General features: G+C 71.8%; 22 protein-coding genes and 1 pseudogene. 13 read left to right on the top strand and 10 right to left on the bottom strand.

The genetic code is table 11. From position 1 onward, the window contains the following. Positions 1–42 precede the first annotated feature (42 nt). Positions 43–690, top strand: coding sequence for a phosphatidylserine decarboxylase (locus ACZ6MZ_RS10470; RefSeq protein ID WP_384181309.1), 648 nt, complete (start codon positions 43–45; stop codon positions 688–690). Then, on the top strand, positions 677–1,531 hold the full coding sequence (pssA, locus tag ACZ6MZ_RS10465; protein WP_389784832.1) for a CDP-diacylglycerol--serine O-phosphatidyltransferase: 855 nt from the start codon (positions 677–679) through the stop codon (positions 1,529–1,531). The genes ACZ6MZ_RS10470 and pssA overlap by 14 nt, the downstream gene beginning before the upstream one ends. 87 nt (positions 1,532–1,618) lie before the next feature. Here the strand turns inward: pssA and ACZ6MZ_RS10460 are convergent, their stop codons facing one another. The 5 genes from ACZ6MZ_RS10460 to ACZ6MZ_RS10440 form a co-directional block, all read right to left on the bottom strand. Further along, entirely contained in the window at positions 1,619–2,890 is a 1,272-nt protein-coding gene (locus ACZ6MZ_RS10460; RefSeq protein ID WP_389784829.1) for an ABC transporter substrate-binding protein, read from the bottom strand. After that, on the bottom strand, positions 2,887–4,002 hold the full coding sequence (locus ACZ6MZ_RS10455; RefSeq protein ID WP_469351014.1) for a branched-chain amino acid ABC transporter permease: 1,116 nt from the start codon (positions 4,000–4,002) through the stop codon (positions 2,887–2,889). Before ACZ6MZ_RS10455 ends, ACZ6MZ_RS10460 begins: the two co-directional genes overlap by 4 nt. Beyond that, positions 3,995–4,885 carry a branched-chain amino acid ABC transporter permease gene (locus tag ACZ6MZ_RS10450; protein ID WP_469351013.1) on the bottom strand — a complete coding sequence of 297 codons (891 nt, stop codon included), beginning with the start codon at positions 4,883–4,885 and terminating at the stop codon, positions 3,995–3,997. Before ACZ6MZ_RS10450 ends, ACZ6MZ_RS10455 begins: the two co-directional genes overlap by 8 nt. Continuing rightward, entirely contained in the window at positions 4,882–5,742 is an 861-nt protein-coding gene (locus ACZ6MZ_RS10445) for an ABC transporter ATP-binding protein (protein WP_469351137.1), read from the bottom strand. The genes ACZ6MZ_RS10450 and ACZ6MZ_RS10445 overlap by 4 nt, the downstream gene beginning before the upstream one ends. A 95-nt stretch (positions 5,743–5,837) precedes the next feature. Then, positions 5,838–6,638, bottom strand: coding sequence for an ABC transporter ATP-binding protein (locus ACZ6MZ_RS10440; protein WP_469351011.1), 801 nt, complete (start codon positions 6,636–6,638; stop codon positions 5,838–5,840). A 239-nt stretch (positions 6,639–6,877) separates the two neighbouring features. Here ACZ6MZ_RS10440 and ACZ6MZ_RS10435 point away from each other — a divergent pair, with 239 nt between their 5' ends. Beyond that, positions 6,878–8,077: a PucR family transcriptional regulator gene (locus tag ACZ6MZ_RS10435; protein WP_384181297.1), complete on the top strand. Its 1,200-nt coding sequence runs from the start codon at positions 6,878–6,880 to the stop codon at positions 8,075–8,077. Positions 8,078–8,199: 122 nt separating this feature from the next. Here ACZ6MZ_RS10435 and ACZ6MZ_RS10430 read toward each other — a convergent pair whose 3' ends face one another. Next, positions 8,200–9,354, bottom strand: a complete 1,155-nt coding sequence (locus ACZ6MZ_RS10430; RefSeq protein WP_469351010.1) for a glycerate kinase — start codon at positions 9,352–9,354, stop codon at positions 8,200–8,202. A 122-nt stretch (positions 9,355–9,476) separates the two neighbouring features. On the opposite strand from ACZ6MZ_RS10430, the gene ACZ6MZ_RS10425 reads away from it, so the two are divergent. The 5 genes from ACZ6MZ_RS10425 to ACZ6MZ_RS10405 all read left to right on the top strand — a co-directional run bounded on the left by ACZ6MZ_RS10425 (position 9,477) and on the right by ACZ6MZ_RS10405 (position 14,104). Then, a complete protein-coding gene (locus tag ACZ6MZ_RS10425; RefSeq protein WP_384181293.1) occupies positions 9,477–9,974 on the top strand; it encodes an NUDIX domain-containing protein in 498 nt (165 codons plus the stop codon). Positions 9,975–10,079: 105 nt separating this feature from the next. Next, positions 10,080–11,189, top strand: coding sequence for a DNA polymerase III subunit beta family protein (locus ACZ6MZ_RS10420; protein WP_469351009.1), 1,110 nt, complete (start codon positions 10,080–10,082; stop codon positions 11,187–11,189). A gap of 66 nt (positions 11,190–11,255) precedes the next feature. Then, entirely contained in the window at positions 11,256–11,933 is a 678-nt protein-coding gene (locus ACZ6MZ_RS10415; protein ID WP_469351007.1) for a hypothetical protein, read from the top strand. 167 nt (positions 11,934–12,100) lie between these two features. Beyond that, on the top strand, positions 12,101–13,294 hold the full coding sequence (locus ACZ6MZ_RS10410) for a hypothetical protein (protein WP_469351005.1): 1,194 nt from the start codon (positions 12,101–12,103) through the stop codon (positions 13,292–13,294). Between the two features lie 87 nt (positions 13,295–13,381). After that, on the top strand, positions 13,382–14,104 hold the full coding sequence (locus ACZ6MZ_RS10405) for an SIR2 family NAD-dependent protein deacylase (RefSeq protein WP_469351003.1): 723 nt from the start codon (positions 13,382–13,384) through the stop codon (positions 14,102–14,104). Between the two features lie 38 nt (positions 14,105–14,142). Here ACZ6MZ_RS10405 and ACZ6MZ_RS10400 read toward each other — a convergent pair whose 3' ends face one another. The 3 genes from ACZ6MZ_RS10400 to ACZ6MZ_RS10390 form a co-directional block, all read right to left on the bottom strand. Beyond that, positions 14,143–14,658, bottom strand: a complete 516-nt coding sequence (locus ACZ6MZ_RS10400) for a methylated-DNA--[protein]-cysteine S-methyltransferase (protein WP_469351001.1) — start codon at positions 14,656–14,658, stop codon at positions 14,143–14,145. 18 nt (positions 14,659–14,676) lie between these two features. Then, the gene (locus ACZ6MZ_RS10395; protein ID WP_469351000.1) at positions 14,677–16,170 is read right to left on the bottom strand and encodes a DNA-3-methyladenine glycosylase 2 family protein; all 1,494 of its coding nucleotides are present in this window, start codon (positions 16,168–16,170) and stop codon (positions 14,677–14,679) included. A gap of 132 nt (positions 16,171–16,302) precedes the next feature. Then, a complete protein-coding gene (locus ACZ6MZ_RS10390) occupies positions 16,303–17,724 on the bottom strand; it encodes a phytoene desaturase family protein (RefSeq protein ID WP_469350998.1) in 1,422 nt (473 codons plus the stop codon). Between the two features lie 142 nt (positions 17,725–17,866). Between ACZ6MZ_RS10390 and ACZ6MZ_RS10385 the strand changes: the two genes are divergently transcribed. The 5 genes and pseudogenes from ACZ6MZ_RS10385 (at position 17,867) to ACZ6MZ_RS10365 (ending at position 22,500) form a co-directional block, all read left to right on the top strand. After that, a complete protein-coding gene (locus ACZ6MZ_RS10385) occupies positions 17,867–18,649 on the top strand; it encodes a nucleotidyltransferase domain-containing protein (protein ID WP_469351136.1) in 783 nt (260 codons plus the stop codon). A 94-nt stretch (positions 18,650–18,743) separates the two neighbouring features. Further along, positions 18,744–18,977: pseudogene (locus ACZ6MZ_RS10380) on the top strand (Ku protein); the annotation flags it as partial. Between the two features lie 565 nt (positions 18,978–19,542). Beyond that, on the top strand, positions 19,543–20,772 hold the full coding sequence (locus ACZ6MZ_RS10375) for a hypothetical protein (RefSeq protein ID WP_469350996.1): 1,230 nt from the start codon (positions 19,543–19,545) through the stop codon (positions 20,770–20,772). 235 nt (positions 20,773–21,007) lie between these two features. Beyond that, positions 21,008–21,220 carry a hypothetical protein gene (locus ACZ6MZ_RS10370; RefSeq protein WP_469350995.1) on the top strand — a complete coding sequence of 71 codons (213 nt, stop codon included), beginning with the start codon at positions 21,008–21,010 and terminating at the stop codon, positions 21,218–21,220. A 63-nt stretch (positions 21,221–21,283) separates the two neighbouring features. Beyond that, positions 21,284–22,500 (top strand): IS3 family transposase gene (locus tag ACZ6MZ_RS10365; RefSeq protein ID WP_469351134.1). Its coding sequence is split into 2 segments (ribosomal slippage): positions 21,284–21,536 and positions 21,536–22,500, totalling 1,218 coding nucleotides; the frame shifts between segments, so codons are not numbered across the junction. Positions 22,501–22,827: 327 nt separating this feature from the next. Here the strand turns inward: ACZ6MZ_RS10365 and ACZ6MZ_RS10360 are convergent. Next, positions 22,828–24,051, bottom strand: coding sequence for an MFS transporter (locus ACZ6MZ_RS10360; protein WP_384186197.1), 1,224 nt, complete (start codon positions 24,049–24,051; stop codon positions 22,828–22,830). Positions 24,052–24,105: the final 54 nt, after the last annotated feature.

Raw genomic sequence — 24,105 nt, 5'->3', positions numbered from 1 at the left:
CCCCCGTTGCCAGCGCGGCATCATCCGCTACGAAGGTCATCCATGCCCCACAGCCAAACCTCCGCACCACGCGGCCGGGTCCGCCTCGCGCGCGGAGCATCGCCGTGGCTCCTGCCGACCGTCGCCACCGCCGCGATCGGCCTCGCCCGTGCGCGCCGCTCCAAGCGCGCCGCCGTCCTCGCCGTGCCCGCCACCGCGCTCGCCGCGGGCATGCTCTGGTTCTTCCGCGACCCGGAGCGCGAGATCACTGAGGGCCGGGTCATCTCCCCGGCCGACGGCGTGGTGCAGAGCATCATGCCGTGGAAGGACGGGCGCACCCGGGTCGCCATTTTCATGAGTCCGCTGAACGTCCACGTCAACCGCGCTCCCCTCGCGGGTACCGTGACGTCCGTCGAGCACATCCCCGGCGGATTCGTTCCGGCGTTCAACAAGGAGAGCGAGAACAACGAGCGCGTTGTCTGGCACTTCGACACCGAGCTGGGCGACATCGAGATGGTGCAGATCGCCGGCGCGGTTGCCCGGCGCATCGTCCCGTATCTGCCCCAGGGGACCAAGGTGGAACAGGGCGAGCGCATCGGCCTGATCCGTTTCGGCTCGCGCGTCGACATCTACCTTCCGGAAGGTGTCGATGTCGCTGTCGAGGTCGGTCAGACCACGACCGCAGGGGTGACTCGAATTGACCGTGATTGATCCTGATACGCAAGCCGGCTGGGCCACGGAGGCCGAGGCGGAGGACGACGCGGAAGATATGCCGCTGTCAATGCGGCTGTCGATCGCGGACACCCTCACGCTCGGTAACGCCACCTGTGGCTTCATGGCCGTGTACTTCACCACCACCGGCATTCTCATCCCCCATCTCACGGGCAGCGATGAGAGCGGCATGGCACGGCACTCCGCCGCGACGGCCGTCATCCTGATGCTGTGCGCCGCGATCTTCGACCTGTTCGACGGGCTGGTGGCGCGCAAGCTGCGCAGCTCGCCGATGGGCGCGGAGCTGGACAACCTCTCGGACCTGATCAGCTTCGGCCTCGCCCCGGCGTACTTCGTACTCGTGTACGGCATGGTCGCGGACGACGCGCATCAGCGGGTCTCGGCGCTGGCGGCGATTGTGGTGCTGCTGGCCGTCGTGCTACGGCTCGCCAGATTCTCCTGTGTGACATTGAAGGACGGCATGTTCCAGGGCATGCCGAGCCCCTTCGGCGCGCTGACGGTCATCTCGATCGTGCTGCTGGAGCTTCCCTTCGTACCGACGCTGCTCGCGATCGTCGGGGTGGCGTGGCTGATGGTGAGCCGGGTCGAGTATCCCAAGCCGCGCGGTGTCCTCGCGGTGGCGATGCTCAGCTGGATCGTGGCCGCGATGGGGCTGCTGGCGGCCTGGGCGTTCGATGCCCCCGGCGGTCAGCTGCTGCTGCAGACCGGCTGTGCGCTCCAGGTGGTGACGGGCGCGGTGATCCCGCTCTTCGCCACGGCGCGCCGGGTGAACACCTTCCGCGACAACCGCCGCGAGGCGCGGGCGGCCCAGCTGCCCTAGGGCCTGTCCGACACATGGCGGTCAGAGGAACAACGGGAAGGGCCCGGGTGCACACGCGCCCGGGCCCTTCCGTGTTGAGGCGTCCGGTCAGTCGCCGACCTGGAAGGACTGCGCCGCCTCGGAGGTCTGCGCGGGCCGCACCACCTTCAGTCCGCCGGGGACCGTGTCGTCCGGCTTCATGATCACGGACTGCCGGGTGGACGGGGCCGCCGGGTCGGAGAAGTCGTGCGTGATGCCGAAGCCGCTGTCGTACGAGGTGAGGGTGAGCAGCGCCTTGCCGACGCCCTCCCGGGTCAGGTCCTTCGACGCGCACGCCTTCTTGAGCACTTCACCGTAGACGCCCGCGGCGGTGTACCCGGCGGCCACGCCGTTGTCGAGGACATCCTCCGGGTAGGAGGCCGCGTACTCCTTCGCGAGCTTCGCCGGGGCCGGCTCGGACGAGCCGATCGGGAGCGTGGAGGCGGCGACGTAGTAGTCCTTCATCAGCGCGGGCCCGGCCTGGGTCGCCAGGAGTTGGGGCGCGAAGGCCGAATTGTTGCCGACGACCGGCACCTTGAAGCCGGTGGCCGCCGCGACACCGACCAGTGAGGCCGCCTGGCGCGGTCCCGCGCTGATCAGGATCGCCTTGACGCCGGCCTGCTTCAACGCCGCGACCTGGGCCGACATGTCGTTGTCGGTCGGCTTGATCTTCTGCTCCACGATGGTCAGCCCGGCCTGCCGGGCCGCGTACCTGGAGCCGACGAGGGCGTTCTCGCCGTAGTCGCCCTCGAAGTAGACATGGCCGACCTTGTCGCCCTTGGCGATGCGCTTCTGCGCGAGGAGATAGTCGACGGCGTTGATGGTCTCGACGTCGTACGTCGCGCCGACCACCCGGACGTACGCGCTGCCGAGCAGCGAGGCCGACCAGGCCTGCGGCAGGACGAGGCCCTTGTCCTGGCCGTCGATGCGCTGTTCCACGGCGGCGACGAACGGAGAGCCTATGAACTGGGCGAAGCCGAGCACCTCGGGCGCGAGTTCGGTGTACGCGGCGACGGCCTTCTGCGGGTCGTAGCCGTGGTCACGGACGGTCAGCTCGACCGTACGGCCGCAGATGCCGCCGGCCGCGTTGGTCTGCTCGGCCCAGAGCCGCTGGGCCTGGGTGACGCTCTTGCCCAGCGAGGCGTAGACGCCGGTCATATCGGTGAGCACGCCCAGGGTGATGGTCTTGTCGGTGACGCCGACGCCGGTCTTCACTCCCCCGGCGCCCTCGGTCTTTTCGTCCTTCCCGGTGGTCTTGCCGCTGCATCCGGTGAGCGCGAGCGCGAGTACGGCCAGCAGCGCCGCGCCGCCCCTCAGCGTGTTCGTGGCACGTGGATTCATGTCTTCTCCCGAGAGGACCGTGGGGACCGTGCGGACAGGGCCGGGCGGGTGAGACCGCCGGGCAGGAACAGGACGACCGCGACGATCGCGGCGCCGTACAGATAGCGGGATGCCTCCCCCGGGGCGAGCCCGCCGGTGCCGGGGTCGGAGACCAGCGGGAGGGTGTCGCTGTAGTGGGTGAGAAGCTGCGGCAGCAGGGAGACGAAGGCGGCGCCGACGACCGCTCCCGCGACCGTGCCGAGACCGCCGATGACGATCATCGCCAGATATTCGAGGGCCAGGATCATGCCGAAGTAGTCGGGCACGGTCCGCTGGAAGATCAGCGCGAGCAGGACACCCGCGAGACCCGCGTACATGGAGGAGAGGACGAAGACGGCCGCCCGGTAGCGGGCCACCGGCACCCCCATCACCCCCGCCGCGATGCGATGGTCACGGATGGCGTTCATGGCCCGTCCCGGCCGGCCGCGCAGCACGCCGCGGGCGAACAGCGCACCGGCGAGGAGTGCGGCGAGTCCCACGTACCAGAGCTTCTCCGAGGACTGGAAGGGGACGGCGGCGACGACGGTCTCGCTGTCGTCGAAGGCGAAGCCGAAGAGGGAGAGCGGCGGGACGGCCCGGCCGTTGAACCCCCCTGTCAGATCACCAGCGTTGAACAGCACGTGCTGCCCGATGAAGATCAGCGCGAGGGTGGCGATGCCGAGATACGCACCGCGCAGCCGGCCAGCGATGGGGCTGAAGAGGCCGCCTGCCGCGCCGGCGAGCAGCACGGCGAGTACGGCGGCGAGCCAGGTCGGCAGGCCGAGTCCGGCGAGCTCGTGGCCGTTCTCGGTCCCGCTGTCGCCCGCCAGGACGCAGTAGCCGTAGGCGCCGACGGCGAGGAAGAAGGAGTGGCCCATGGAGAGCTGGCCGGTCGCGCCGGTGAGGAGGTTGAGGCCGATGGCGCCGATCGCCGCCGCCATCGCGAAGAGTCCGGCCTGCAGCCAGAAGCGGTCGAGATAGAAGGGCAGGGCGAGGAGCAGGACGGCCCCCGCGGTCCAGGCATAGCCGCGGGGCGTGCGCGGCCGGGCCCTGAGCAGCCCTGTACGGAGTGTTCCTGACGTCGCATCAGACACGGGCGAGCTCCTTCGTCCCGAGGAGTCCGGCGGGCCGGACCAGCAGCACGACGACCATCACGAGATAGGGCGCGAGATCGCCGAAGCCCCGGCCCAGGAAGGACAGATCGCTCTGGTAGCCGGTGGCGAGCGATTCGGTGACGCCCACGAGCAGCCCGCCGACCAGCGCTCCGGTGGTCGAGTCGAGACCGCCGAGGATCGCGGCGGGAAAGGCCTTGAGCGCGGCCAGGGAGGTGGCGCGTTCCAGTCCGGGTGTCGGAAAGACGGTGAGGAAGAGCGCGGCGACGGCGGCGAGCGCTCCCGCGACCGCCCAGGCGGAGAGCGAGACGCGGCCGAGCCGTACGCCCATGAGCGCGGCCGTCTGCGGGTTCTCGGCCGCCGCGCGCATCGCGACACCCCAGGTGGTGTAGCGGAAGGCGAGCAGGAAGGCCGTGATCAGGAGGGCGGCGGCGACGAAGGCCGCCACCCTGGTCTGGGCGAGGGTGATGTCGCCGAGGGTGAGGACACGGTCCCCCCAGGGGTCGCCGAGCGCGAGCACATCGGTGCCGAGACGGCGGGTGAGTTCGGTGGTGAGCAGGATGTCGACGCCGATGGTGACGATGGCGAGGACACTGTGGTCGGAGCCCCGGTAGCGGCGCATCACCAGGAACTCGACCGCCGAGCCGACGAGCGCCGCGCCCGCGATGCCGACGCCGAGGGCGGGCCAGAAGCCGAGGTCGTCATGGAGGACGGCGGTCACATAGCCGCCGGCCAGGAGGAGCGAGGCGTGGGCGAAGTTGACCACTTCGGTGGCCTTGAAGATGACCACGAAGCCGAGGGCGATCAGGGCGTAGACGGAGCCGATGGAAAGGCCGCCGAGGAGGAGTTCGATCAGGGTGGTCATGATCCGGTCTCCGCTTCGTCGTCGGCGCCGGCGGGGGTGTCCGCGCCGGTGGGGGCGTCGGCTTCGGTGGGGGCATCGGCTTCGGCGTCGGCTTCGGCGCCCAGATAGGCGCGGACCACCGCCGGATCGCTCTGTACGCGGGCGGGCGGACCGCTCGCGATCCTGCGGCCGAAGTCGAGTACGGTCACCGCGTCGGCGAGCCGCATCACCACCCCCATGTCGTGTTCGACCAGCACGATCGAGATGCCGAGGCTGTCGCGTACGCCCGAGACCACGGCGGCCGTACGGCGGCGCTCGTCGGCGGTCATTCCGGCGACGGGTTCGTCGAGGAGCAGGACGCTGGGCTCCATGCACAGGGCGCGGCCCAGTTCGACGAGCTTCTGCTTTCCGTACGGGAGTGCTCCGGCGGGCCGGTCGAGATCACCGGCAAGACCGACGAACTCCGCGATCTCCCCGACCCTGGCCCGGTGGCGGCGGGCCTCGCGAGCGGCGGACGGCAGCCGCAGCCCGGTGGCGAGGAACCCGGCGCGGGTGAGCCGGTGGCGGCCGAGCAGCATGCTGTCGGCGACGGTGGCGTGGGGCGGCAGGGCGAGGTTCTGGAAGGTGCGGGCGATGCCCAGGGCGGCGATCCGGTGCGGCGCGAGGCCGGTGAGTTCGGTGGAGCCGAGCCGGACACTGCCCGAGGTGGCGCGGTAGACACCCGACAGGACGTTGAAACAGGTGGACTTTCCGGCGCCGTTGGGCCCGATGACGGCGTGCACGCTGCCGGGTTCGACGGTGAACGAGACGGAGTCGAGCGCGGTGAGACCGGCGAAGCGCACGGTGATCCCGCTGACGGTGAGCGGCGGGACGGGCACGGCGTCGGCGGGACGGCCGGGCGGTGCGCCGGGCGGTGCGTCTGCCGGTGCGTCTGCCGGGAGGTCATCGCTTCCGGCGAGCGGTTCGTGGCGCGTCACGCGGACCACCTCCGCAGCGTGGGTACGGCCTGCTGGGCGCGGCCGGCGTCGTCGGCGGCGGTCTCGTCGACCACGCCCAGGTAGCGGCGCCGTACCTCGTCCGACGCGGCCAGCTCGGCCGCGGAGCCTTCGAGCGTCACCTCGCCGACCTCCAGGACGTACGCCGTGGAGGCCAGCCGCAGGGCGATGGCGGCGTTCTGCTCGACGAGCAGGACCGCGGTGCCACGGGCGTTGATCTCCTGGACGGTCTCGGCGATACGGGCGGCCATCAGCGGGGCCAGGCCGAGTGACGGTTCGTCGAGGAGCAGCAGCTTCGGCCGGGCCATCAACGCCCTTCCCAGCGCCAGCATTTGCTGCTCACCGCCGGAGAGGAGTCCGGCCCGTTGGTGCGCGCGGTCCGCGAGTACGGGAAACAGCTCACGTACCCGGGCGAGCGCCTCGGCGGACTCCTTGCGGCCGCCCCGCGCGCCCAGCGCGCCCGCCCGCAGATTGTCGGCGACAGTCATCCGGGCGAACACCTGGCGCCCCTCGGGGACTTGCACCACCCCGGCGGCGACCACCCGGGCGGGGCTCAGCCCGTCCAGCGGGCGGCCGCCGAACCGGACGGTGCCGGGGCCCGCCGTCCCGCGGTGAAAGCCGAGGGTGCGCGAAATGGCGCGCAGCAGCGTGGACTTGCCGGCGCCGTTGCCGCCGAGAACGGCGACGATCGCGCCGTCCGGTACATCGAGGGAGACGTCACGCAGCGCCCGCACCGGGCCGTAGCCGACGGACAGCGCACGCACTTCGAGCGCGGCCATGCATTCCCCTTCCGTTGCTGTGAGTTGCTGTGAGTTGCTGTGAGTGGGCCTGGTCGCTGTGGTGGGGCTTGCCGGAGCCACACCTCAGCACCGGGTCCTGGCACCGTCCACGGCGCCGGGCGTAATCGCTGCCGATGACCAGCGGCGCGGCGCCCGCGTTGTGCACGCGCACAAGGGCTGCCTGCCGGACGGCAGGCGGTCTGGCCCCGACAGGGCGGCCGGTGGCATCCTCACCAGCCATGGGCGGCCGCAGAGCGCGCACGGATCACGAGTGGTCGGTCTTGGCGAGCGCCTCTCGGGTGCTGCTGGACCGCGTACCGCACCTCACCGACCAGCTCATCGGGGAACTGCGGCTTCATTCACCGCAGTTCGATCTCGCCGTGCCGCCCGACGAGCACTGGCAGCAGATCAACAAGGCGATGCGGTACGGGATCGAGGCCATCGCGGCGCCCCGTTCCGCGCCGCGTCCGGATCTGGAGTACGCGCGACGGCTCGGCCGGCGGCGGGCGGAGCAGGGGGTGGCGCTGGATCTGGTGCTGCACGCGTACCGGCACGCGGGCTATCTGGTCTGGGACGAGTTACTGCGGATCGTCACCGAGAAGGACCCGGAGGCCCTGCCGATGCTCGTGCACACCGCGTCCCACATGTGGGCGGGCGTGGACCGGCAGGCGACGACGGTCGCGGAGGCGTACCGCAGGACGGAGCAGGAGATGCGGCGGCGCAGCGACGAACGGGTGCAGGCGCTGCTCGACGCGCTGCTGGAGGGCCGGTCAGAGCCGGGGCTCGCGGCCCGCGCGGCGGCGGGGCTCGATCTGCCGGAGCAGGGGCGGTACGCGGTGGTGGTGGTCCGGGTCGAACGGCAGGGCGGCCGCGAGCCGTTCGAGCGGACCGCGTCGGCGGAGGGCATGCGCTTCTTCTGGCGGATGCGGGCGGACTGCGAGATCGCGGTCGTCGCGCTGGAGCCGGACGCGGGGCTGGCGGAGCTGGCCGAGGTGCTCGGGGAGGCAGGCCAGGGGCCCGGTGGCATCAGCCCGGTGGTGGAGAGCCTGGCGGAGCTGGGCAGGGCCCGCCGGCTGGCCGAGACGGCGCTGCGCACCCTCGCGCCCGACGCGACGCTGATCGTCCGCCTGGACGAGCGCCTGCCCACGGCGCTCGTGGTCAGCCAGCCGGAGCTGGCGGCCCGTCTGATCGCTGACGTCTTCGGCCCGCTGCTCGACCTGGACCCGGCGGACCGCGCCGTACTGCTGGAGACGCTCGACGCCTGGCTCGAGTACGGCGGCTCCGCGGGGCGCGCGGCGACCCGCCTGTACTGCCACCGGAACACGGTTTTCAACCGCCTGCGCCGGCTGGAACAGCTCACCTCGCGGTCCTTGTCGCGGCCGAGGGACCTGATCGAAATGACCCTGGCCCTGGACGCGTTCCGGCTGACGCCGGGGTGAGGGACGGTGCCGGTACGGCGGGAGCGGGCGGGCTCCGTCCCTCACGGGCGAGCCCTGTCCCGCTCCGCGCGCGGCTCAGAGCCTGTCGGACGACCTCTGATCGAAGGTCGTCCGACAGGCTCTCAGACCAGGAAGTCCCGTGCGATGTCCGCCGCCAGACGTTCCAGCAGCGGTCCCGCTTCCGCCATGCAGACGGCCGGGTCCGGTTCCAGATCGGTGAGCGCGTAGGCCCGGCGGATACCCGCCTTGCCGAGGGCCTCCGGGCGCAGCGCCAGCCGGCCGCACACCGCGATGACCTCGATCCCTTGGGCACGGGCCGCCGCCGCGACGCCCGCCGGGGCCTTGCCGTGGAGGGTCTGCTCGTCCAGTGAGCCTTCGCCCGTGATGACGAGGGTCGCCCGGGCCAGGGCCGGGGCGAAGCCCAGCACATCGAGCATGACCTCGATGCCGGGGCGGAAGCTCGCTCCGAGGCCGACCAGCGCGCCGTAGCCGATACCGCCGGCCGCGCCTGCGCCTGGCGACCGCGCGAGACGGGCGGCCCGGGAGCCGACGGCCGTCTCCAGGACCGAGGCGTAGTGGATAAGGGCCGCGTCGAGGGTGGCGACGTCCTGCGGGCTCGCGCCCTTCTGCGGTCCGTAGACGGCGGGGGCGCCCTTGGGTCCGGTCAGCGGGTTGTCGACGTCGCTGGCGAGGACGATGTCCGCCCCGGCGAGACGGGGGTCGAGGCCGGAGAGATCGGCGGTGGCGAGTTCCCGCAGTCCGCCGCCGCCGGGACCGACGGGCCGTCCGTCGGCGTCCAGGAAGCGTGCGCCGAGCGCCGCGAGCATCCCCGCGCCGCCGTCGGTGGTGGCGCTTCCGCCGACGCCGAAGACGATGGACCGGGCGCCCGCGTCGAGCGCGGCGCGCAGCAGCTCGCCGGAGCCGTACGTCGTCGCCGTCAGGGGTGCGAAGACGCCCTCGGGGAGGTGCTGGAGGCCCGACGCCTCCGCCATCTCGATGACCGCCGTACCGTCCCGCAGGGCGTAGGCCGCGGTCAGTTCCTCACCGAGCGGGCCGGTGACCCGTACCTCACGGCGCTCGAAACCGGCCTCCACGGCGGCGGCCACCGTGCCGTCACCGCCGTCCGCGACGGGCAGGGTCTCGACCGTCACCCCGGGGGCTATCCGGTGCAGCCCGGCCGTCACCCGCTCGGCGACCTGCACGGCCGTGAGGGAACCCTTGAACTTGTCCGCCGCGACGAGTACGCACGCGGCCTCTCGTACTGCTCCGTCCGTCACCTTGTATCCCTCTGCTTTCGAACAGGCAGTCGCGCCGCCCCGACCCTATCCGCAGCCGTATCTCCCAGGGGAGTCCCGGCCCTGACGGGACCGGGTGCTCCTGGCGGCAATAGGCTCTCCGTGTGACGAATACGGATGCCGACTACGCCGCGTACATCGCCGGCCTCCCCCGGGTACTCGCCGGGGCCGCCATGCTGTTCAGGGATGGCGAGGGGCGCGTACTGATCGCCGAACCCAACTACCGCGAGGGCTGGGTGCTGCCCGGCGGGACCATCGAGTCCGACCAGGGCGAGACGCCGCGCCAGGGCGCCAGACGGGAGACGATCGAGGAGATCGGCCTGGACATCGAGCCGGGACCGCTGCTCGCGATCGACTGGGTGCCGGGCGGGAACCGGCCGCCGATCGCCGTGTATCTCTACGACGGCGGGGTGCTGGGCGAGGAGCGGCTCGCGGCGATCCGGCTCCAGGAGGAAGAGCTGCTGTCCTGGCGGCTGGTGGACCGCGAGGAGATCCCGTCGTATCTGCTGGGGGCTCTCGGGCGGCGTGTGCTGGCGGCGCTCGACGTGCTGGACTCCGGCGCGGGCACGGCGGAGCTGGAGAACGGCCGCCGGCCGCTGTGAGCAGACCCGTGGCAGGCCCGTAACAGGCCCGTGGCGGCGCCGTCCCGGCGTGGAGTTGACCTTCAGGTTGACCTTCAAGCTGGATGAACGCCCACAATTGCGGCCATGGACGGCACCACGGACGACACCACGGAACTGCTGAGCATCAGCGCCTTCGCCCGGCGCGTCGGTCTCGCGCCGAGCGCGCTGCGCTTCTACGACGACTGCCGGGTACTGCGGCCGGCGCGGGTCGACGCGGCGACCGGCTACCGCTCGTACACGCCTGACCAGGAGACACGGGCCCGGCTGCTGCGGTCCCTGCGGGAGGCGGGGCTGCCGCTGGCCGAGGTCACCGTCGTGCTCGACGGTCCCGCGCCGGCGGCCCGCGCCGTACTGGAGGGGCACCGGGCCACCGTGCGGGACCGGAGCCGGACGGCCGACGCCACGATCGCGGCGGTGCTCCGGTCCCTTTCCCCCGCCGGGGGCGATGCGTCCACGCGGGTGCGGCTGGGTGGCCCGGAGCTGGCCGGCGCCGTCCGCCAGGTCGTGCCCGCCGTCGGGCACGACGCGGCGCATCCGGTCCTCGGGTGCGTTCTGGTCGAGATCGACGACGGCGAAGTACGGCTGGTGGCCACCGATCGCTACCGCTTGTCGATGCGTGTCCTGCGACCGGCGGCGTTGGACGGGCCGGCCTGTCGACTGCTGGTGGAGTCGGCCGCGTTGACCGGGACGGGGGCCTGGGCCGCGCGCCGTTCCGAGGTCACCGTCGAGGTCGGCCCGGACGGGGCCAGGGCATGCGACGCGTCCGGGTCCGAGTTCCGTGATCTCGTCGTACTCGACGGACGGTTTCCCTCGTATCGCGAGATGCTGTCCGCCCTGGCACCGCCCGCCCACCGGGTGATCGTGGACCGGCCGGCCCTGCTCGACGCCGTCAGCCGCCGCGGTGACACGCCGGGGATCGCCCTGGTCCTCGGCGACGACGAGGTGGTCGTCTCCCTGCCCGACGGCTCCGGTGCCACGCGCCTGCCCGCCGTCCGCCCGGGTGAGCCGCCGCTGCGGATCGGCTTCGACCCCGCCGTCCTGGCACCGGCGCTGGAGGCGAGCATCGGCCCGGACGTACTGCTGGAGATCTCCACCACGACCCAGCCGGTCGTGGTGCGCTCCGCGGACCAGGGCAGCTTCACCACCTTGGTCATGCCGATCAGCCTCACCCCCGGCAACGGCAAAGGCAACTGACACCCCGGCACATCCCCGCGCCTCCCGCACATCCCCGTACCTCCCCGCACATCCCCAGGAGTGGACATGGACCCCGAGAATCCCGTCGTACAGCTGTGCGCGCAGGGCATGCGAGCAGAGGCGGAAGGGCGGCAAGCCGAGGCGCGCGACCTGTTCCTGCGGGCATGGGAGGCCGCCGGCGACGACTACGACGCCTGCGTGGCCGCGCACTATCTCGCCCGCCATCAGCCGACCCCGCAGGAGACCCTGCGGTGGAATCAGGAGTGCCTGTCCCGCGCCGACCTGGTCGGTGACGAGCGCGTCCGCGGCTTCTACGCCTCCCTCCACGCCACCATGGGCAGCGCCCACCAGGATCTCGGGCAGACGGCCGCGGCGCGCGAGCACTTCGAGTCGGCCGCCGCGCGCCTGAAGGACGTGCCGCCCGGCCAGTACGGGGAGTGGCTCCGCCTCTGTATCGCCAGGGGCCTGCGTGCCACCGGCACGGCGGACGCGCGGGACGACTCGGTCCGTACCCTCCTGACGCGCCTGTGCGCACGCGCGGACCTCGAAGCGCTGAGTCTGCTCCTCCCCGCCTGCATGGGAAACCTCGGCGGACCCGAGGACGAGGAGCGCGTCACCACGGCGCTGCGCATGCTCCACGCCGAGCGCCGTCTCCCCGCCGCCGAGCAGACCGCGCTCGGCGAGGCAATCACACTGCGGTCCGCCCGGCAGAGCGGCGGTGCCGTGGCGGCGTCCAGGGGCTGATCCGAAGCGCCGCCGCTGGGTCGGCAGTTCGCGAGGCGTACATACAACCGTTTTTCTGCGGCGATCGGTTGACGGACCGGGGGCCGCACGCCACGCGTTCACTCAGTGTTGGTCCCTGGTGCACGCTCCGCTGGCATCATTCGGAGTCCCAGGATCCCGGAGGAACCATGCGAAGCCAGACACGTGGCCGACTGGCGGCCCTGCTCACATCCTTAGCCGTGATGTCCGTCTCGGTCGTCGTGGCCGGCGGGGGCGCCGCCCAGGCCGGGACCGCGGGCGGCAGACCGCCCGCACCGAAGACGCTTCCCAGGATGCCCACGGCCGTCAGCGGCGGCGGCTGGCAGTCCGGCCATCTCCAGGGCACGGCCGTCGACCGCCGCAAGGGCCGTATGTACTTCTCCTTCACCAACCTCCTGGTGAAGACCGATCTGCGCGGCAAGCCCCTCGGCTCCGTCACCGGCTTCACCGGTCACCTCGGCGACCTGGACTTCAACGACCGGGACGGCCGGGTCTACGGCTCCCTGGAATACAAGGCGGCGAAGGCGTTCTACATCGCCGTCTTCAACGGGGACCGCATCACCCGGATGAACATGGACGCCGAGTCCACGGGAGTGGTCTCCACGGTTCACCTCAAGGAGGTCGTGAAGGACTACACGGCCGACATGAACGGCGACGGCGTCTTCGACGGCGACACCGCCAAGACCCCCGACCACCGGTACGGATGCAGCGGTATCGACGGCGTGGCGTTCGGCCCGGCCCTCGACCGCAGAGGCGGCGGGCCGAAGCTCACCGTCGCGTACGGGATCTACGCCAACACCACCCGCAAGGACAACGACCACCAGGTCCTGCTCCAGTACGACGTCCGGCAGTGGAAGAAGTTCGAGAAGCCGCTGACCGAGACCGCCCCGCACACGAGCGGTCCCGCCGCCCCGGACGGCAAGTACTTCGCGTACACCGGCAACACCACCTACGGCGTGCAGAACCTGGAGTACGACGCGCACAGCGGCAATTGGCTGATGGCCGCGTACAAGGGCACCAAGACACAGTTCCCCAACTACTCCCTCTTCGTCCTCGACGGCTCGAAGCGCCCCGCCTGGGGCACCGTGCGCGGTCAGCAGCGCCCGGAGCGCGGCCGGCTGCTGTCGCTCCTCCCCCGCGGGCTGCACCACACGGCGTCCGGTGTGTACGGCTGGGAGTCCACGGGCCAGTACGGGCTGATCTCGCTCGACGACGGCCGCTACTACCTCGCCGAAGCCGGCACGGTCCAGGTCGACGGGGTGACCCAGCAGACCGGCCGCGCCGTCCTGCACCGCTGGACGGGCCTGGCTCCGAGCCCCTTCACCCCGGTCAAGCGGCCCTGACCGGCCGGCCCGCCGACCCTCCCGCGGCCTCACCGGCCGGCCACTAATCCGCTCGCCGCTCCCGGCGCCGCTGCGTACGCTCGCGGCATGACTCTCGTCGCGATCCTCAGCGGCGCCGGGATCTCCACCGACTCCGGCATCCCCGACTACCGCGGACCCAACGGCCTGTGGCGGCGCGATCCCGGGGCCGAGAAGCTCGTCACGTACGACTCGTACATGACCGACCCGGAGATCCGCCGCCGCTCCTGGCGCATGCGGGGCGACAGCCCCACGCTGCGCGCCGAGCCCAATGCCGCGCACCGCGCGGTGCGCGAGCTGGAGCAGTCGGGGACAGCGGTCCGGGTGATCACCCAGAACGTCGACGGACTGCACCAGCTGGCCGGGACGCCGGTCCGCAAGGTCCTCGAACTGCACGGCACGGCGCGGTCGGTCAGCTGCACCGGGTGCCGGGCGCGGTCCTCGATGAAGGAAGCGCTGGACCGGGTCGCCGAGGGTGAGGAGGACCCGCGCTGCCTGGTGTGCGGCGGGATCCTCAAGTCGGCGACGGTGATGTTCGGCGAGCGGCTCGACCCCGACGTGCTGGCCCAGGCACTGGCCATCGCCAAGGCGTGCGAGGTGTTCGTCGCCGTCGGTACGACCCTCCAGGTGCAGCCGGCCGCCTCGCTGGCGGGGATCGCCGCCGACCACGGCGCCCGGCTCATTGTGGTGAACGCCGAGCCGACGCCGTACGACGACCGGGCCGACGAGATCGTCCGCGAGCCGATCGGCACGGCGCTGCCCGCGCTGCTGAAGCGGTTTCACCAGGGCTGACCCGGCGGCCGGCTGATGCCCGCCTCCCGCGCCGGGGGTCAGAAGAGGGTGGCGGCGGCCGGGACGTCGGCCGTCGCGCCCTCGAAGCGCAGCAGCCGCTGCTTGCGGTCGAGTCCGCCGCCGTAGCCGGTGAGGCTGCCCGTGGAGCCGATGACCCGGTGGCACGGCACGATGATGCCGATCGGGTTCTTGCCGTTGGCCAGCCCGACCGCCCGCGAGGCGCCCGGCTTGCCGAGGGTCACGGCCAGTTCGCCGTACGAGCGGGTCTCGCCGTACGGGATCTTCCTGAGCTCCTCCCAGACGCGGAGCTGGAACGGGGTGCCGTCCAGCCGCATCGGCAGCTCGAAGTCCGTCAGCTCACCGTCGAAGTACGCGGCGAGCTGACGCGTCGTCTCACCGAACGGCCGGGGGTCGGGCTCGCCGAAGGTCTCCTCCGGCGGACGGTGGCGCTGTTCCACCATGTAGAGGCCGCTGAGCACCCCCTCGGTGGCGACGAGGGTCAGTGGTCCGTACGGACTGTCGATCACGGTGTGCTGTCTGAACACGGCGAACATCCTTACGCGGGCAGGTGGTTACGCGGGCAGGTGGTTGATGGCATGGTCTTCGGTGGCCCACAGATACTGGACGGCGTAGGCACGCCAGGGCCGCCAGGCGGCGGCGCGCGCGGTGAGCGCGGCGGGGGTGGACGGCAGGCCGAGTCCGCCGGCGGCCCGGCGGATGCCGAGATCGGTCGGCAGGAACGCGTCGGGGTCACCGAGCCCGCGCATCGCGATCACCTCGACCGTCCACGGTCCGAACCCGGGCAGGGCGGTGAGCCGCGCCCGCGCCTCCTCCCAGTCACTGTCGGTCCCGAGCCGCAGTGAGCCGTCGGCGAGGGCCGCGACGAGCGTGGTCAGGGTGGTGCGCCGGCTGCGCGGCAGGGCCAGCGCCTCCGGGTCGAGCGCGGCCAGCGCGTCGGAGTCCGGGAAGAGATGGGTGAGTCCGCCCTCGGGATCGTCGACGGGCACGCCGTGCGCGACGACCAGCCGGGCCGCGTGCGTCCTGGCCGCCGCGGTGGACACCTGCTGACCGAGCACGGCGCGTACGGCGAACTCGGCGGCGTCGACGGTACGGGGCACCCGCCGCCCCGGCGCCTTGTCGACCAGCGGGGTCAGCAGCGGGTCGCCGCGCAGCTGCTCGTCGACGGCCACCGGATCCGCGTCCAGGTCGAGCAGCCGGCGGCAGCTGCTGATGGCGAGCGTGAGATCGCGCGGGTCGGTGAGGGAGAGCCGGCACGCGATGTGGTCGGGGCGCGGGCTGAGGGCGACGATGCCATGGCCGTACGGCAGCGCGAGGGTGCGCCGGTACGCGCCGTCCCGCCACTCCTCGACACCCGGCACCGCGGTCGCGGCCAGGTGCCCGAAGAGGTTGTCCGGGTTGAGGGGCGCGCGGAACGGCAGCCGCAGCGAGATCACTCCGGGGGTGGCGGGCTGCTCCGCACCGCGCCTGGCGCGGGAGGCCGCGCGCGCGGCGCGTGCGCGCAGCTCGCTCGGCGCCAGCGCGAAGACCTCACGGACGGTGTCGTTGAAGGACCGGATGGAGGCGAAGCCCGCCGCGAAGGCGACCTCGGCCATCGGCAGCCCGGTCGTCTCGATGAGCAGCCGGGCGGTCTGGGCCCGCTGGGCGCGGGCCAGTGCGAGCGGGCCCGCGCCCAGCTCGGCGAGGAGCTGCCGTTCGATCTGGCGGGCGGAGTAGCCGAGGCGTCCCGCGAGGCCCGGGACGCCCTCGCGGTCGACGACCCCGTCCTGGATGAGCCGCATCGCGCGGGCGACGGTGTCGGCGCGGGCGTTCCACTCCGGGGAACCGGGGCTGGTGTCCGGGCGGCACCGCTTGCAGGCGCGGAAGCCGGCCTGCTGGCAGGCGGCCGCGCTCGGGTAGAAGGTCATGTTCTCGGCCTTGGGCGGCACGACCGGACAGCTGGGCCGGCAGTAGATCCGGGTGGTCAGGACTGCGGTGAAGAACCAGCCGTCGAACCGCGCGTCCTTGGACTGGACGGCCCGCACACAACGCTCGGTGTCGGTGTACATGCCTCAAGCATCGGGCATGCGAGACCTCCGGGCTGGCAGGAAAACGACATCAGCCTTCGGCCCGCCGGACCGGGCCGTCCGGCCGGCGGGGCGGGTGGACGGGAGGCGCTCCGGCCGCGCGTGCGACCCGAATCATGTGTGTGTCTCGCGCAGTCGTCGCCATACGGCCTTCGCCGCGTTGTGTCCGGACATCCCGTGGACACCGGCTCCCGGCGGGGTCGCGGAGGAGCAGAGGAAGACGGCGGGATGCGAGGTGGTGTACGGGAACAGCGAGATCTTGGGGCGCAGAAGCAGCTGAAGGCCCGAGGCGGCGCCGCAGGCGATGTCGCCGCCGACATAGTTGGCGTTACGGGCGGCCAGCTCGGGCGGTCCGGCGGTGGCGCGGGCCAGGACGCGGTCACGGAAGCCGGGCGCGAAGCGCTCGATCTGCCGCTCGATCGCGTCGGTGAGGTCCCCGTCCCAGCTGTTCGGGACATGGCCGTACGTCCAGAAGACATGCTTGCCCTCGGGCGCCCGGGACGGGTCGACCAGGCTGGGCTGGGCGCAGATCAGGAACGGGGTGCCTGGCGCCTCTCCGCCGGCGGCCTGGCGCAGCGCGGTGCCGATCTCCCGGCTGCTGGGGCCGATCTGGACGGTGCCGGCCCGGCGGGGCTCCTCGGCCATCCAGGGCACGGGTCCGTCCAGCGCGTAGTCGATCTTGAAGACGCTCGCGCCGTAGCGATAGCCGTCGTACACCCTCCCGAGGCCCGCGATCCGGGCGAGGGCGGTCGGCGAGGTGTCGAAGACGTACGCGCGGGCCGGCGGCAGGTCGTCCAGCCGCTTGACCTCGTATCCGGTGTGGACCGAACCGCCCAGATCGCGGAGGTACGCGGTCAGGGCGTCGGAGATCGACTGGGAGCCGCCGCGCGGCAGCGGCCAGCCGCCCGCGTGCGCGGCGAGGGCGAAGATCAGGCCCACGGCGCCGGTGGCGATCCCGCCCAGCGGGGCGATGACATGGGCGACGAGCCCGGCGAACAGGGCCCGCGCCTTGTCGTCGTGGAAGCGGCGCATCAGCCAGGTGGAGGGCGGCAGTCCGGCCAGACCGAACCGGGCGAGGGTGACGGGGTCGCGCGGCAGGGCGGTCAGCGGCAGGGACATGAAGTCCTTGGCGAGCGTGTCCCAGCGGCCGAGGAAGGGGGCGACCAGACGGCGGTACGCGCCGGCGTCGCGCGGCCCGAACGACGCGGCCGTCTCGGCGACGGAGCGGGACAGCACAGCCGCCGTGCCGTCGTCGAAGGGGTGCGCCATGGGCAGTCCGGGGTGCAGCCAGTCGAGCCCGTACCGCTCCAGGGGCATGGTCTTGAAGACGGGCGAGCCGACGCCCAAGGGGTGCACGGCGGAACAGGGGTCGTGCCGGAAGCCGGGGAGCGTGAGCTCTTCCGTCCTGGCGCCCCCGCCCACGGTGTCCCTGGCCTCGAACACGGCCACCGAGAAGCCACGCCGGGCCAGTTCGACCGCGGCGGTCAGCCCGTTCGGTCCCGCCCCCACGACGACGGCATCGAGCATCGACGTCACCTTCGGACTCCTTTGTAGCCGACGGCCAAGAACCTCCAGGATATTCCCGGGCACCGACAGCCCGTGCCCGGGTACTGTCCGCGACGGCGAAGGGGCGGTGAACGAGACGGTGAACGACACGGTGAACGGGACGATCGAGGCGATGGCGGCCCGGCTCACGGGCGTGCGCGGGGTTCGCGCCGTGGCGCTGGGCGGCAGCCGCGCCAGGGGCACGCACCGCCCGGACTCCGACTGGGACCTGGGTGTCTACTACCGCGGCGAGGTCGACGTACCGGCGCTGGCGGCGCTGGCCGCCGAGGTGACGGGCGCGCCGGTGGAGGTCGCCGGCCCCGGCGGCTGGGGCCCCTGGGTGAACGGCGGCGCCTGGCTGTCGGTGGACGGTGTCGCGGTGGACTGGATCCTGCGGGATCTCGACCGGGTGGAGCGGGTCCTGGCCGACTGCGCGGAGGGCCGTTTCGAGGTCGGGACGCAGCCCGGCCACCCGCTGGGCTTCTGGTCGCCCGCGTACGCCGGGGAGGTCGCCCTGTGCCGCGTACTGGCCGATCCGGCAGGCGAGTTGACGGCTCTGCGGGCCGCGGCGCGGACATATCCGGAGCGCCTGCGCACGGCGCTGACCGGGGCGGCCTGGGAGGCGACCTTCTCGGTCGGGTCGGCCCGCAAGTCGGTGGGCAGGGGCGACGCGCTCCATGTGTCGCTGTGCCTGTCGCGGGCGTTCGGCGTTCTCGTGCAGGCCCTGCTCGCCCACCACCGGGTCTGGTGCCTCAACGAGAAGGGCGCGGCGGCGACAGCCGCCGCCCTCCCGGACACCCCGCCGGACTTCGCGGACCGGGTCGCGGGGGCGCTGAAAGCGCTGGACGCGGAGGCGGTGGAGGCCGCGGCGGACGTGGTGAGGGACGTACGGGCGGTGCTGGACGCGGGCGCGTGACGCCGGACGGTTGTCGGGCGTGTCGGCGAGGTCCGGACTGCCGGACGCCGGACGCCGGACGCCGGACGCCTCGGGACTGTCACGGAGGTCTGCCATGCCCCGCCCCATCTGGTCCGGCGCCATCAGCTTCGGGCTGGTCACCATCCCGGTCAAGGTGGTGGCCGCGACCGAGAGCCGCAGCATCAGCTTCCACCAGTACCACGAGGCAGATGGCGGCCGGGTGCGGACCCGGAAGGTCTGCGAGCTGGATGACCAGACGGTGGGGCAGGAGGAGATCGGCCGCGGCTACGACCTGCCCGGCGGCAGCCTGATCGAGATCACCGACGACACCTCCCCCGACGGCTACGCCTGCCAGGTCATCGCCGCGACCAACGATCCCCTCCCCCGCCCCTACCCCGGCGTACGGGAGATCCGTATCGACACCGGGAACCGGTTCTTCGACCACGCCCCCGCCCGCGGCGCCTGACCCGTAACGGCAGAGAAGGGTGCCGGCCGGGCTGGAACCCCGTACGGGGTGCCAGCCCGGCGCACTGGTCCGAGGGGGCAGTTGACTCAGATGCCGGTCCCGTATCCGCCCGGCGAATGAGTGCCGCGGTACGGGCGTCCATGCCCGGTCCGAACGAGGCTGCACGGCGCCCGCAGGTGATCTTCTCGAGCAACGCGCTGCTGGAGACGTACTTGTCGGACCGCGCGCGACAGCGCGGCCTGCGAAGCCACGCCGGGCCCGAAACCCGGAAACAGGGCGGGGATGGCCGCCCACGGGCCGTCCCCGCCGTCCGGGTCCGGCACGACACGTGCAACTGTTCGGGGCCGGTATGTGTCTAGGGGTTGCACGTGCCGTTCTCCTGAAAGACGCCTTCCATTCAGCGATGTCCCGACAGAGGATTCCGTCAATGCCGAACCCCCCGTACCGACGCCGTGTCTCCCGTTCCGCCGTCGCCACCCTCGGTGCCGCCGGGCTTGTCGCGCTGGGCGCCGCTCCCGCCGCCGTGGGCGACGAGGCTCCGCCCTCCCTGGTCCTTGGAGACATCAAGCCGATCACCGGAGTGAAACCGGGGAGCCCGGTCGATCTGCCGGTCACCGTGGTGAACAAGGGCACCACGACCGTCGAGAAGGTGTGGATCAAGTACACCGCCACCCGGGGTCTCGCCTTCCCGGAGGTTCCCTCCAACTGCCAGAAGCAGTACGTCGGTGCGTACGATGAGATGCCCGAGCGGTGGATCGCGATATGCGCGTTCGACCAGGCGGTGAAGCCGGGCGTCGCCTACACGCCCCAGAAGCCGTTCGCCGTCAAGGCGGAGAAGCACGCCTTCGACGACGAGATGTGGGTGACCGTCACGGATTACGAGCCGCCACCGGACGAGAACAGCACTCCGTTTCCGGGCACCGCACCGGAGATCGAACTGGTCGAGTCGCCGACCGGGGGCGCGGGGTCCACGGACCGGTTCAGGGTGCCCGTCACGTCGGTCAATACGGCCGACTACGAGGTGACGGGCGCGGCGTTGCGGGGGAAGACCGGCGACACGGTGACGATGAAGGTGACTTTCACCAATACCGGCCCTGGCTGGGTCTGGTCGAAGCCGGGAACTCCGTGGACCTCTGTCCTGGTCACGCTCCCCGCCGGAACGTCGGTCGTCAAGCCCGACTTCTACTGCAAGGCCAAGGGCAAGGTGTACAACTGCGGCCTCACGACCCGCCCGCAGGAACACCTGGAGACGGCGACCTTCACCTTCAAGTTGAAGATCGACAAGAAGGTGGCGGGCGCCAAGGGCTCGGTGGCGCTGAGCAACAGGAAGCTGCCGTTCGACCCCGACAAGGCCAACGACACGGCCCCCATCACGGTGGAGGTCACCGGCGGGGAGCCAGGCGCGACGGGCGGTACGACCGGCGGCCCGGACGGTGGCTCCGGCTCGACCGGCGGGTCAAGCGGCGGTTCCACCGGCTCGACGGGCTCGACGGGCGGGTCGTCGTCGGCCGGCGGTGCCGGTTCGGCCACGACCGGCGGCGCCCTCGCGGCGACCGGCTCCTCCGCCACACTCCCGATCGCGGGCGCGGCCGCCGCAGCGGTCGTCGCGGGCACCGTCCTCGTCGTACGCCGTCGCCGGGCGCGGCACGACAGCTGACGGACTGACGACGCGCGCGGGCCCCGCCCCCTGGGCCCGCGCGGCTCACGGCCGGCGCGGGCGGATCACCGCCGGGCGTCGGGGTCGACGGAGATGACGACCAGGGCGCGGTCCAGGGCCTGCAGCTCGGCCTCGCTGTTGAGGGAGTCCAGTTGCTTCGCGGCGGAGTCGGAGAAGGCGATCCGGGCGCGAAGGCCGCGTCCGTCTCAGTGCGGGCGGCGGACTGCTCGCGCAGATGCTCCAGCCGCATCGTGAGCAGGTGCTGAGTGGTGCGTTCCCGGGCGGTGTCGGCGGCCCCCGTCACGGCGGCGACGGCGTCCGCGCCGTTCGGGCGTACTGGTTCGGCCCCGGCCTGCTCGACCAGGTCCCCGAAGGCGCCCGCACCGAACGCCTCATGGGACTGCGCGAACTCGCCGTCCGTCCGCCCTGGCAGTCCCAGGGCATCTGAGGCGACCCCGGTGGTGTGGACACTCTGACAATGGATCTTGCAGATCCGAGGAAGGGTGTCCTGGTGGGACGGAAGTCTCCGTATCCGGCGGAGTTCAGGAACGATGCCGTCGCGCTGTACCGCGCGGCGGGTGGCAAGCGCACGTATGCGGCGGTGGCGGCGGATGTTGGGGTGACCGGCGAGACGCTGCGCAGTTGGGTGCGCCAGGACGATGAGCTGGCGGGCCGCGGCAACCGCGATGAGCCGGTCGCCGAGGGCAGGGATGAAGAACTGGCAAGGCTGCGGGCGGAGAATGGCCGGCTGCGCAAGGCGGAGAAGGAGTGGGAACTCGAGCGGGAGATCCTGCGCCGGGCGGCCCAATATTTCGCGAAGGAGATGAGGGCATGACCCTCCGCTGGGGCTTCATCTCCGACAACCGGGGCGACTTCGGCGTGCAGCGGATATGCCGGGTGCTTCAGGTCTCGCGCTCGGGCTTCTACCGGTGGATCGCCAGCGCGAAGGCCCGGCAGGTGCGGCAGGCCGCCGACGATGCCCTGGCCGCGGAATTCCGCGAGATCCACACCGACCACAAGGGAACGTACGGAGTGCGGCGTGTCCATGCTGAGCTGCGGGGCTTCGGACACACGGTGAACCGCAAGCGCGTCGAGCGGCTCATGCGCAAGCACGGCCTGGAGGGCCTCCATCTGCGGCGCCGTAAACGCACCACGGTCCCGGACCGCCTCGCACCGCCTGCCCCGGACCTCGTCCAACGTGACTTCTCCGCCGGGCGGCTGGACGAGAAGTGGTGCGGTGACATCACGTATGTGCAGGTCGGCGGGTCGTGGCTGTATCTCGCCTGCGTCCTGGACGTCTGCTCACGCCGAGTGCTCGGCTACTCGATGGCCACCCATATGCGGGCCGAGCTGGTCATCGACGCCCTCAAGATGGCAATGGCGGCCCGCGGCGGCAACGTGGACGGCGTGATCTTTCATGCGGACAGGGGCTCGCAGTACACCGCTGCCGCGTTCGCACAGGTCTGCGACGGTTTCGGGATCCGCAGGAGCATGGGCCGGATCGGCTCGAGTTACGACAACGCCCTCGCCGAGTCGTTCTGGCAGGGGCTCAAGAGGGAGACGATGCACCAAAGGCTGTTCTCGACGGTGCGTCACGCGAGGCTGGAAATCTTCCAGTGGCTGACCTACTACAACGCCCGCAGACGCCACAGTGCCCTCAACTACCTCTCACCAGTGGAGTTCGAACAGCAGCATCTGCAAGCAGCTAAACTCTCAATCGCGGCATGAGCCCCTGTGTCCACACTCCGGGGGACGCCTCAATCATCTCGGACCCCATGGCGATAGTCACAAGGTCTCCTCCTCGCTAGACCGGACCCTGCGTCCGGTATGTAGGCAGAGGCAGGAGGCCTTGATCTCGCAAGAAGTTGACTCTGATCCCGACGACGGACGCGCCTACGCCCCGGCCCCGCGTGGCGGCGAGTTCGCATTCCGTAGTTGTGGGCACGCTGGTCGACACCTTGTCCTAACAGATGAGAACGGGCGGTGTCATGAAACGGTTCCAGGCTCCGCCGAACCGGCATATGCCGCCTGCAGGCGTGGGCGTAGTGAGGCCGGTCAGTCCTGGGGCTCTGCGGCGCTGGCGGTGCGGCGGGCGAGGAGGACGGCGACGACCGCGGCCGCCGCCATCGGCACCGCCGCAATGAGCAGCACGTCGCGGCCGGAGACGTCCGCCGCCAGGAGTGCACCGATCACGGCCGGGCCGACGATCGAGCCGACTCGGCCGATGGCGGCGGCCCAGGCGACGCCGGTGGTACGGGCCGACGCCGGGTACAGCCCCACCGCCACAGCCGCCTGGCCGAGAACGCCGGGGACGGTTCCGGAGGAGCCGATGGCCAGCAGGACCAGCAGGACCGTGCCCACGGCGCCCGAGAGCGCGGTGACGGTCACGAAGGCGCTGCCGATCAGCGCCCCACCGGCCACCAGGAGGACCGTACGGACCCGGGTCGACAGCGGGATCAGCGCCAGACTTCCGAGCACACCGCCGACACCCAGCGCGACCGTTCCCATCGGTGCCTGCTCTTCGCTGAACCCGAAGCTGGTGTTGAGCAGCGTGGGAATCCAGGTGGAGAGTGCATAGCCGCTCATGAAGACCAGGAAGGCAAAGGACCACAGCAGCGCCGTCGGCACGGCCAGGCCGCCCTGGAAGAGCCTGCCGACCGTGGCGGCCTTCTCGCCGGAACCGGACTGCCCGGCCGCCGCTCTGACGCCGGACGGGACGGGAGCGGTGCGGGGCAGTCCCCAGATGAGCAGCGGCAGCAGCAGCGTCGGCAGGGCCGCGCCCAGCCAGAAGATCGCGGTCCAGCCGTAGGCGGCGATCAGCTTGACTCCGGCGCCGCCCGCCACCATGTTGCCGATGGCGATTCCGATCACGACCATGACGCCGACCGATTCCCGCCGCCCATGCGGCGCGTGGTCCGTCGCGAGCGAGATGGAGGCGGGCAGCACCACGCCGAGGCCGAGGGCCGTGAAGAGGCGCAGCACGGTGAGTACCGCAATCGAGTCGGCCAGCACGGTGAGCGCCGAGCCCACCGCGAAGATCGTGGTGCCGGAGATGATCACCGGCTTGCGGCCGAACCGGTTGACCAGCCTGCCCAGAAGGACGTAGCCGATCACCACACCGACATGGGTGGCGACCAGCGCCGGAGTGAATGCCGAGGACTTCAGCCCCCACTCCTTGGCCATCTTCGGCACCACAAAGGTGAGGGCGTTGGTGTCGAAGCCGTCGGCGAGCACGGTCAGGAAGCCGAGGACGGCGATCCGCCGCCACCGGCTGGGCACGGCGGCTTCAGCAGTCGTGTCGACGGTGGCGGGTATCGAGGCTGTTGGAGCCGC

The sequence above is a fragment of the Streptomyces sp. NPDC042201 genome, from assembly GCF_055582185.1.
The sequence above is the reverse complement of the archived record's forward strand: the minus strand, read 5'-3'. Positions and strand labels throughout refer to the sequence as shown.